This window comes from Kamptonema sp. UHCC 0994, from assembly GCF_029167235.1.
Classification (GTDB): Bacteria; Cyanobacteriota; Cyanobacteriia; order Cyanobacteriales; family Microcoleaceae; genus Kamptonema.
Genome location: NZ_JARFTR010000120.1, coordinates 1 through 9,703 on the forward strand (window position 1 = coordinate 1; position 9,703 = coordinate 9,703).

At 40.4% G+C, this 9,703-nt stretch carries 8 protein-coding genes; 4 read left to right on the forward strand and 4 right to left on the reverse strand.

The annotated features are described in order from the left end of the window. Positions 1–82 precede the first annotated feature (82 nt). On the forward strand, positions 83–619 hold the full coding sequence (locus PY364_RS11475) for a DUF192 domain-containing protein (protein WP_275522651.1): 537 nt from the start codon (positions 83–85) through the stop codon (positions 617–619). 732 nt (positions 620–1,351) lie between these two features. Next, positions 1,352–1,564: a DUF2949 domain-containing protein gene (locus PY364_RS11480; protein ID WP_275522652.1), complete on the forward strand. Its 213-nt coding sequence runs from the start codon at positions 1,352–1,354 to the stop codon at positions 1,562–1,564. Between the two features lie 233 nt (positions 1,565–1,797). Here the strand turns inward: PY364_RS11480 and PY364_RS11485 are convergent, their stop codons facing one another. The 3 genes from PY364_RS11485 to PY364_RS11495 form a co-directional block, all read right to left on the reverse strand. Then, the gene (locus tag PY364_RS11485) at positions 1,798–2,988 is read right to left on the reverse strand and encodes a hypothetical protein (RefSeq protein ID WP_275522653.1); all 1,191 of its coding nucleotides are present in this window, start codon (positions 2,986–2,988) and stop codon (positions 1,798–1,800) included. Beyond that, positions 2,978–6,481 carry a hypothetical protein gene (locus tag PY364_RS11490; protein ID WP_275522654.1) on the reverse strand — a complete coding sequence of 1,168 codons (3,504 nt, stop codon included), beginning with the start codon at positions 6,479–6,481 and terminating at the stop codon, positions 2,978–2,980. The genes PY364_RS11485 and PY364_RS11490 overlap by 11 nt, the downstream gene beginning before the upstream one ends. A gap of 160 nt (positions 6,482–6,641) precedes the next feature. Further along, entirely contained in the window at positions 6,642–7,085 is a 444-nt protein-coding gene (locus PY364_RS11495; protein ID WP_275522655.1) for a hypothetical protein, read from the reverse strand. Positions 7,086–7,593: 508 nt separating this feature from the next. On the opposite strand from PY364_RS11495, the gene era reads away from it, so the two are divergent. Beyond that, positions 7,594–8,508 (forward strand): GTPase Era, encoded by a 915-nt coding sequence (gene era, locus PY364_RS11500; RefSeq protein WP_275522658.1) that lies wholly within the window; start codon positions 7,594–7,596, stop codon positions 8,506–8,508. Here era and PY364_RS28840 read toward each other — a convergent pair. Continuing rightward, positions 8,485–8,613: a hypothetical protein gene (locus PY364_RS28840; protein WP_343277570.1), complete on the reverse strand. Its 129-nt coding sequence runs from the start codon at positions 8,611–8,613 to the stop codon at positions 8,485–8,487. The genes era and PY364_RS28840 overlap by 24 nt on opposite strands. A gap of 225 nt (positions 8,614–8,838) precedes the next feature. Between PY364_RS28840 and PY364_RS11505 the strand changes: the two genes are divergently transcribed. Then, positions 8,839–9,627, forward strand: a complete 789-nt coding sequence (locus PY364_RS11505) for an ATP-binding cassette domain-containing protein (protein ID WP_275522656.1) — start codon at positions 8,839–8,841, stop codon at positions 9,625–9,627. Positions 9,628–9,703: the final 76 nt, after the last annotated feature.

The following is a 9,703-nucleotide window of genomic DNA, read 5'->3' on the forward strand; positions in this document are numbered from 1 at the left end:
GGTATTCTTACCGCCAAGATGGCGGCGTTACGTAAGTAATGCGTTAAGTCTTGAACTAACAACTAACCACTAACCAATTTATATGAATTATCTAATCAGATTACTGAGTCTTGGATTGAGCGTATTATTAATCTCTTGTTCGTCTGTAGGTGTTTCAAGTACCCTAGCGGACACTTCTAAGTCTCCAACTCCGCGGGAGACAAATTTGGGTCAAATGCTGCCAATTACAGCCAAGGCTAATATAGCTGGTAGTGCGATTAATCTGGAAGTGACTAAGACTCCTGAAGAACAGGCTATGGGTTTAATGTACAGGACTTCTTTGGCCGACGATCGGGGGATGTTGTTCTCATTTAATCCGTCGCGACGAGTTGCTTTTTGGATGAAAAATTGCAAGATATCTCTGGATATGATTTTCCTACGAGATGGGGTGGTGAGAGCGATCGCGCCTAAGTCACCTCCCTGTACTGCTGAGCCTTGTCCTACCTATGACTCGAAAGCCTCTGTAGATCAAGTGATTGAACTGCGGGGTGGTCGCGCTGCTGAACTCGGCGTTAAGGTGGGCGATCGCATTTCTATCCAGTTTTTGGGCCCAGATTCCCCCGCCAAGCCAAATCCTTAAAATAACTTTACAAAAATTCATCAAAATTGTTAGAATTCTAATGTTGAAGTCTAGACAGAAGCATAAAAACTTGCTAATCTATCAATCCTAGCCTTAATAACGGTAAGCTTGTTTTCCTCAAAAGTTGGTTTTTTCCTAGGTGTGAGAGACGAGTCAACGAGCCAGTGCTAACTTTAGGCGCGTTTCGCGGCCGATAGTTAGCGGAGTGAGCAACAGCAATTCTAAGCAAAAGCCCCGAATTTTCTTCTGCTACGACTAAATTTGTCTGAAGTAGGAGCGATGGAGCAAAGTTTGGTTAAGTTAGCAGGTTGGGGTTTGAGTGGAACAGTCGTTCTACTAAATAGGTCAGGACTGACACAGAGATCCATCCTAAATTCCCCTTAAAAACGGAAAATTTGAAATTTCCCCGATTTTTAAACGGAGAATCCGAAAAGCCTCCTTTTTAAGGGGGTTGTGGTATCGATAAAATGCCTAAGTCCTATAGGTAAAATTTTACGGATTCTGTAGTTTGACAGATGAAGTTAATCGCTAAACCTGTTTGAGTGGGTTTAAGAAGAAAAATTTATCTTGGTTATAGCTGCAATTGCGATCGCAAAGCGGCTTAAATCTTGACCAAAAGCTGAGCAGATGTTTCAGCGGTTAATAGACAAAATAAAAACTGTCCAATCCGCACTCAAACATATCAAATTTATCTCACACAATGGTGTCTAACACAGGGAGGTGTAAGTCACGATGGCACCCGCTACTTATTCTCGATTAATTAGCTTTTTACAAGAAGATTTAGCTATTTCTCCTGCTTCTATTGCTGTCGCCGAACGCGCTGGTGGCAATCATTGTAGGAATCACAAGCAAGATCCGAGCTCTTTGCCAATGATTCTCTGGCAGTATGGTTTAGTGACGCTAGAACAATTAGATAAAATCTTTGATTGGCTAGCAACGGCTTGATATCAAGTTGATATTTTGCAATATTGTCAACAAGTTTTGGCGAATGGAATTCGCTGTTACACATACCAAGTTCGCCAAGGCGGACTAGAAGAAAGAGGGAATAAATGCGGACTTGGTATATAGTTTGTACATAAACCGGACTTTTGTTAATAAAGCCGGTTTTTTTGTTTGTTCAAGAGAAATATTTGGCCAAATTGAGGATAAAAATTCATTATTATAATTAGGGATAATTCTTAGGGATAATTCCACTGGGCAGATTCTCTTTCTACTCTTTCAACAAACAATCTAATTACTTCATCATGGTCAATAATATCAGATTTTTGTGTCAATTCTTCACTACTTTTTTCCCCATCATCTAGTAAAACTCTGATTCGTAATTCATTGAGTAGATTATTAATATTTTGCGGTTCTGCATCAATAATACTAGCCAACGGTAATAGATTTTGTACTGCATATTCGCCTAGTTGATTATTTAGGCTTTCGGCAAGATAGGATAACATGATAAATTTGCTTTTACTAGATATAATATGAAAAATTCTAGAAAATTCATCGAAGTAGTAAGTTCCTGGGATTGCCGAGGCAATTTTAGTTTCATCTTTCCAGAATAAATCTACTTTTATTTGCCGACAAGGTGAGACTTTCACAGTTTTCAACCACATCATATCTATAATAGGTTCTGAATCAGACTCGTGGAATATCAGCCTTTTTAAGCCAGTTTGAAATTCAGGAGAATTGATAGCTTTTTGCCATGTTTGACACCACTCATCTTGAGCAATAGAAATACCTTTAGTAACATCGACAGGTTTTTCTATTACATCTTTAATTAAAGATAAAGCACCAGCATTTTTAGCAAGTTTAGCTGAAACTCGTGGATGCAGTATTAAGCTTGAGTCAATATAATCTTTTCGCCAAGAAGCATCAGGAATAAAGATTTTATTAGCTAGATATAGTCCATCGTTTGCGGTAAGAATTGGTATATTTTTAATCGATCCGCCTTCTAAAGATAACTGTGCTTCCAAACGGTTAAAAACCCGGATTAAAGAGGCTTTGTCCTCTTCATTTAGGGGTAAATCTTTATATTCTGTGGCTAACTCTTGGAGAAAGCATAAATAATCTTGTACCAGGGGAGAGTGATTTTGCCCTAATAGTTGATAAACTTCCCAATATGGGTGAGAGGTAGGGATACTAACGCGACGATTGCCGAAGAAAGAGACAGGTTCAAAAAAAGCGTGTTTGGGTTTCCAGAATTTCGCTGTAGCCTTATCCCAAAGGCAGGGACGATGAAAGAAACGGTGTTTAATCTGTTGCTTTTCTTGATCAGTTGCGCCACCTTTAATAAATTTTTCTTCCAGATACCGATAAATCGCTTTTACTGATTCTATTTCTGGTTTTTCAATTTCGGATGTAGCTGCTTCAATCATCATTTTCCCATGTTGTAATAAGTGTATCGAAATGGTCGAGAATCATATTTGTCTCCACAGGTTGAAAGCCAAGAATCCTTTGAATTTCTACCTTAATTGATTTCCCTCGAAAATCAAAGATGGGTTTTTGACTGGCAACCAAGTAAGCATCTTTTTTAAAGCATACATCCTTAGCGCGATATAGCCTGGATTCAGGAATGATAGCGGCGGGATACTGGCTAAGTATTTCCAGATTGTACTCCACAGGTAGCCAAGGTTTATCTTTTAATGCTTCTGCTAGAGTTTGATTGTTACTAAGTCTATGATATTCCAGTAAAACCCAATGGTCTACAATGTAGTTAAAAATGGCAATGCAGGAACCGGAAACAGCATCAACTCCAGACACATTTGCTGTTTGAATTAGATTTTCTATGCAGGCTAATAAGTCATCGGGACTAGGAGTTTTTTTCATTCCCAATTCAGCAAAAAACTTTAGCCAAAGTTCAGATTCCTCAGAGTAAAACTGCATATCTGGAATCGCGGCTAAATTCCCTAAAATACTGCGGACTACTTCACTTTCAGGACTGTATGTTAAATCTGCGGCTCGTAATCTTCTATCATTGCAACGTACTAAACGTGCTTTTTTTATTTCTTGTTTAAGTGCATTGGTATCCTCGCCACTTTCTTTTATTTCTTGACTAGCTTTCTCCAGGTTATCTCGAATCCATGCTAATGCTATTAATTGTTCTTCGGGAGCAAATGCAGGATAATCTGCTAGTAAGCAATCGCGAATTAATCGAGCGCGATTGAGTACGGGAACTTTTAAAAGGTGGAATAATGGCAACCATTCTTTGGTTATTCCTATCTGTAAAAGCCTTAAAGTTCCTGCTATTTCTGGCGGTTGGTATCCGTCGCCGGGAATATAGACATTTTCATCATCTAAGCTGACAATTTCATTGGAAGTTGTTGGATAAATTCGTAGTTTACGCAGCTTATCATGCTGATTTTCTGTGTAATTTCTTTGGTCTGGATGAGCGAAAAAATTGAGAAGAGAGTTATAATGCGCTTGGTTGTATGGTGGCAAATCTTGAGGAAATCGCCAATATATTGTATCTAAAACATCTGAACCTGTGATAAAGTAAATTAGTAAACCGTGATAGTTGGCAAAATTTGCGATCGCCTCTTCAAGTTTTGCTGGTGCTTTAACAAAAGTCACCTTAAAATATTTTAAGGCTGCAATAGTTTCCTCATCAATCTTATCGCCAACCAGCAAAGGTGTAGAAAGAAATCCACCCTTATACAGCTTACCATCATCTCCCGGAACTAGGGGTACTTTTTTTAATTCATCTATTATTTCCTGATAAAAATACTTGCGATAGATATTCCTAAAATAATTGTATATCAAAGTTAACCACTCTGCATTAGGTGGCGTTACTGCCTCTGGTTGCCAAGTATATCCGACGGGTTCAAGTACACTGATAATATTAACTAATTTTTTGGCTACTTCTGTAGCATTCATTTGTAAAACGCCAATTTTAGAGGCGATTTCAGGTACTTGATTAAATAAGTCAGGGTGCAAAAACCACTCTAGATAACTAGCAAAAATTTGCCTCTGTTTATCATCAGCAATGTAGATAGTTCCTATGGGGTTATAACCAAAAACTTGTAAGGTATTATTTGCCAGAATAGCTAACGGTAAACCTCGCAAATCATTATGTTTATCGCTGATACAATACCGAAGCATATTCACAATCGATTGCCGATTACGCAAACTAGCTTTAGGTGCATTATTTAAACTTATACCCAATGCTTTATTTTCGGATAAGTGCTGGCGTAACTTATGTGGTGTAAAGGTTTCAATTTGACAATTAGCATCCTTGAAAGCTGACTGAATTGATTCAGGCAAATGCGGATCGGAAATGTCAATATTATCTGCACTAAGAGGTTCTACTAACTCTTCCCACCACTTTTTCGAGGGTAAAATTTTGATTTCTTGGGGAGTTATCCACCTAGTAGATAATATGACAGTATTACTGAATTGAGGATCGATTACAGGGTTTTCTACAGCGGAGCGTACAACTTTTTTATTGTACAATAACTCAATTACAAAGCGATGCAATTCTTCGAGAGCTTTGCTAACAGTAATCTGACTAAGCGGCCAAAAATTGTAAAAGTCTTCGGGTTGAAACTGACCGATATCTTGCACTAAATCAACAATCAAGTTAACATAAGCATGGGACAAAACATGGCGCACAAGTAATTGATTCCAAATAGCTCTATGCCTGTCTTTTCCGGTTTGTCCGCTGTCACTACTGAGGTTATCCCGCGAACTATTTAAGTTGAAAAAGCCGTTGATATGAATTGGTAAGCCAATTTCAATGGGAAGCGGTAAAAAACAGTAAACTTTTCCTGCAACTGGCTGACAATTTTCCTCTGTACTAGAAATACTAATTCTAGCAGCCGCACCCGCCCAAGGCAACACTTTTTCACGGCTTTGGTGCATAGCTTCTATCACTTTTGCTAATTCATCACCTTCATCAATACGAATGATACCAACCACTCGCCAAGTTGATTTTATTCTCCTTTCTTGGCTAATGGTTTCTATTTCATGGCGGTAAGAAACTGAAGCGAGTGCATCAGGATTATTGCGGCACAATTTCACCAAAGTTTCTGGGTTATCAGGAATCGCATTCAGAACTTTTTGCCGCGCCTCAGCGACTTCTTGATGATTCTTGGTAACAATCTTTAAAATCTCCTGCCTTTTGTGTTCAGTTGCGGGAATTTCATAAACATAAATTTCCTGAACTGACTTCAAAAATAGCAGCATTTCTTCCCCTGACTGAATCAATTCAGCCAATAGTTCCCTAATGTTTGATTCAGTAAAAGGCTGTTGACGAATCTCGCTCTTTTGTGCGTGTATTGGTGTTCGCAAAGGTAGGCGAAAAAGTGTGCCTTGAAAGTTTGTATCTCCAAAGAGTAATCCTCCTGATTCATAAACCTTCATAAAATCAGGATATTTTTCGTACCATTTACCAGTTACTAAATTCCATTCTCGTCCTGGTTCTTGTTTGGAAGTGCCAGGAATAGCTGCACCATGAGGGTCAAAAAATATGATGCGATCGCGCGACACAAAACTGGGATAATCTGTAACATGATAAATAGCATTAAAACCCACACCAAATCTACCAGTTTTATGTAAATCTTGGGCTTTTTCACTCTGTCCTAAACTGCGAATGCTATCAAAATCTTTGTCTGTAAAAACTTGATTGTTGTAAACCAGAATTGCCGGCCCCATGATTTGTGTCATGCGTTCGTCAGGTAGCATTCCCCCTTGATGATATCGCCAGTCGAGGGTAATTTCAACTCTAGTTGCTTTAGCATCATCGGCATTTTGAATTAACTCTTTGATGATGCCCACTCCTTCAGGATAGTCTCGGATAATTCCCCTAAGACGAGCGATTAAAGGTTCTGATTGATAAAAAGATTTACCTCCAATTGAACCGTCATTATTTTTCATAGATGTACTTTATTGATTTGAGAGATATAGATTATAAATAGCTGCTACAAAAACAAATTCCGCCTAAGCAGACTACAAAAAAAGGGGTAATAAACCTGATTTAGTATCACGAACCTCTTCAGGCAATTACCCCTACAAAAAAGTCAAACCGACAAATCACCTATCTGCAAACTGCACGATTATTAGCATTTCTCACAATCGTACCCACAGCGCCATTAATCTGTACAGGATTGCCCGTACTCACTCGGATCAAGCGAGGTTGTTTCTTCAAGCAGGCTCTCACAGATTCACCCCAAGCAGAAAGCGCTGCGGTATATTCCGATCTAATGCGGGGAATATCATCAGCAGTCAACCCTTGAGGAATTGCAGGCGGACGAAACATATCCGTAATCGGGTGATCCGTAGTTACAGTTGTATCAGTCGCAACATTCGTAATCACCGGAAAATCAAAGGCTTTTGGCAACGTTCTGTTAGGTAATTTACCTGGTAGCGCCTGATACTTCATCGAGCCGCCCTTGTAGTCAAAATTTGATTGTGCCAAAGCTGGCAGGGGTATACTGGCTAATAGAACGGTGCAGCAACCCCAAAAGAATTTTGATTTCACAATACTCGTCTCCTCTTTATAGAATTTGCACGTTTGTATTTAGGCACAGAAAAGTCATTTAGCTTCCATTAAAGAAACGTCTGATACTTTTGAGCCTTTGAGGTCGATTCTAACCTACCTAAACTTATATCAGACATCCCCAGAAATTTTAAAACCAACTTCAACCCAAAACTGTAGAATCGCCTCAGTTGATCTTGAGATTCTATCATCCGAAACGATCGCAACATCAGGTTTTGGGCTTGACAAGATTGATTTATTTCCAAAAGATGTCCTTGGGAACCTTATCAAATTTTCTCCCAGATATCAAGCTTTCTGTACCCAGAGTTAGCGAAAAGTAGCGATCGCAGTTAACTTACCGTTTAAGAGCCTGTGATTCTACCCGGCGAACAAGACACAATCCTTGTAAATTACCACTCTTGGCCTTCTCAAGCGACAATAGAGAGAGAACCGGCTTGGAAATTTGGTGATTGCAGTGGAAGACAGCACAGGCATAGATTTGTTAAGTACGATGATTCCCGCCGCTCCTGCGGGCTACAAATCAGGCTTTGCAGGCATTATCGGACGGCCAAATGTCGGCAAATCGACTTTGATGAATCAACTGGTGGGGCAGAAAATTGCGATTACTTCTCCAGTGGCTCAGACAACTCGCAACCGACTGCGGGGAATTTTGACAACGGAAGAAGCGCAGATCATTTTTGTCGATACCCCTGGCATTCACAAGCCACACCATCAACTAGGTAAGGTATTGGTACACAATGCTCAACTAGCCATTCACTCCGTTGATGTACTGCTGTTTGTGGTAGATGCTTCTGTACCCGCTGGTGGTGGCGATCGCTATATCGTCGATCTCCTTGTCAATACCCAAACCCCAGTTATCCTCGGCCTCAACAAATCAGACCAACAACCCCCAGAATCCCAAGCACAGCTTGATAATACCTATACTCAGCTAATTGAAGCCAAACAGTGGCCGATAGTCAAATTTTCTGCCCTCACCGGCGAGGGAGTCGAAGCACTGCAACAAATATTAATCCAACACTTAGAACCTGGCCCCTATTACTATCCCCCCGATTTGGTCACTGACCAACCCGAACGCTTCATTATGGGGGAACTAATCCGAGAGCAAATTTTGCTGCTTACCCGTGAAGAAATACCCCACTCAGTAGCGATCGCGATCGACATTGTAGAAGAAGCACCAACCATTACCCGCGTACTCGCCACTATCAACGTCGAGCGCGACTCCCAAAAAGGTATTGTCATTGGTAAAGGCGGCAGTATGCTTAAAGAAATTGGCACTGCCGCACGCCAGCAAATTCAAAAGTTAATTGACGGTAAAGTACATCTAGAATTATTTGTCAAAGTACAACCCAAATGGCGGCAGTCCCGCACCCGATTGGCAGAATTAGGCTATCGGGTAGAAGAATAATATTGTTTGGTAATTGGTAATTGGTAATTGGTAATTGGTAATTGGTAATTGGTAATTGCTAATTGGTAATTGGTAATTGGTAATGGCTAATTGGTAATTGGTAATTGGTAATGGCTAATTCAGGAGTTACGCACCCAACCAAAGAAACCGGGTTTTTTGACGAAAATACTTCGTTTTTACCCGCAGATTCTCTCAAAAACCCGGTTTCTGGAGCCCTGAGCGTAAGTCCTATAATTGCTAATGGCTAATTACCCATCTTCCCATCTCCCCTGCTCTCCCCCTCTCTTCCCCTAGTCCCTAGCCCCTAGCCCCTAGCCCCTTCTTTATATAATGGCTAATTTTTCAGGAATTTCTACTTCACCGTTAATTGAGGAAAGCTTTCCTCAATTGCAGGTCAAAAAAGTTAGTGTAATTGCACCTTTAGCTTCCAAGTATTTACTAGAAGATATTTCCTTTGACGTAAAAAGAGGCGATCGCGTTACAATTGTCGGCCCTTCCGGTGCCGGAAAATCTACCCTCTTACGACTACTAAATCGACTGAGTGAACCGGCAACGGGTGCAATTTATCTCGAAAATCAAGAATATAAGCAAATTCCTGCGATCGCATTGCGGCAAAATGTCACCCTAGTGCTACAAGAATCAAAGCTTTTAGGGATGTCAGTACGAGAGGCTTTAGCTTATCCCTTGAAATTGCGGGGACTAGAGGCTTCAGAAATCCTCAATCGGCAAAACCTAGCAATGGAAATGCTCCACATTCCGCAACAATGGTTAGAGCGGACAGAGTTACAGTTATCTGTCGGACAAAGGCAATTAGTGGCGATCGCCCGTGCTCTAGCTATCCAACCCAAAATTTTACTCCTAGACGAACCCACAAGCGCTCTAGACGCTGGGAGAGCCCACCAAGTTTTACAAGTATTAGCACAGCTAGCTACTAGCGATCGCATAACTATACTGATGGTAAACCACCAACTAGAATTAGCAGAGCAATTTTCTACCCAAGTTCTACACCTACAAGCCGGAAAACTGATTGAGAATGCGATCGTAAGTCAAATAAATTGGGTAAATTTGCGACAAAGTTTGATCGAAGCAGAAGTACAAGAATCACAGGAATGGACTTAGATTGACCCATCGATTTCAATCGCCCATTAAATTATAGAAACTTACGTAACGCCGCCCTCTGGGCGGTAACATACCG

Coding starts and splice junctions, on each gene's coding strand:
- PY364_RS11475 (WP_275522651.1), top strand. CDS start 83: ATGAATTATCTAATCAGATTACTGAGTCTTGGATTGAGCGTATTATTA.
- PY364_RS11480 (WP_275522652.1), top strand. CDS start 1,352: ATGGCACCCGCTACTTATTCTCGATTAATTAGCTTTTTACAAGAAGAT.
- PY364_RS11485 (WP_275522653.1), bottom strand. CDS start 2,988: ATGATGATTGAAGCAGCTACATCCGAAATTGAAAAACCAGAAATAGAA.
- PY364_RS11490 (WP_275522654.1), bottom strand. CDS start 6,481: ATGAAAAATAATGACGGTTCAATTGGAGGTAAATCTTTTTATCAATCA.
- era (WP_275522658.1), top strand. CDS start 7,594: ATGATTCCCGCCGCTCCTGCGGGCTACAAATCAGGCTTTGCAGGCATT.
- PY364_RS11505 (WP_275522656.1), top strand. CDS start 8,839: ATGGCTAATTTTTCAGGAATTTCTACTTCACCGTTAATTGAGGAAAGC.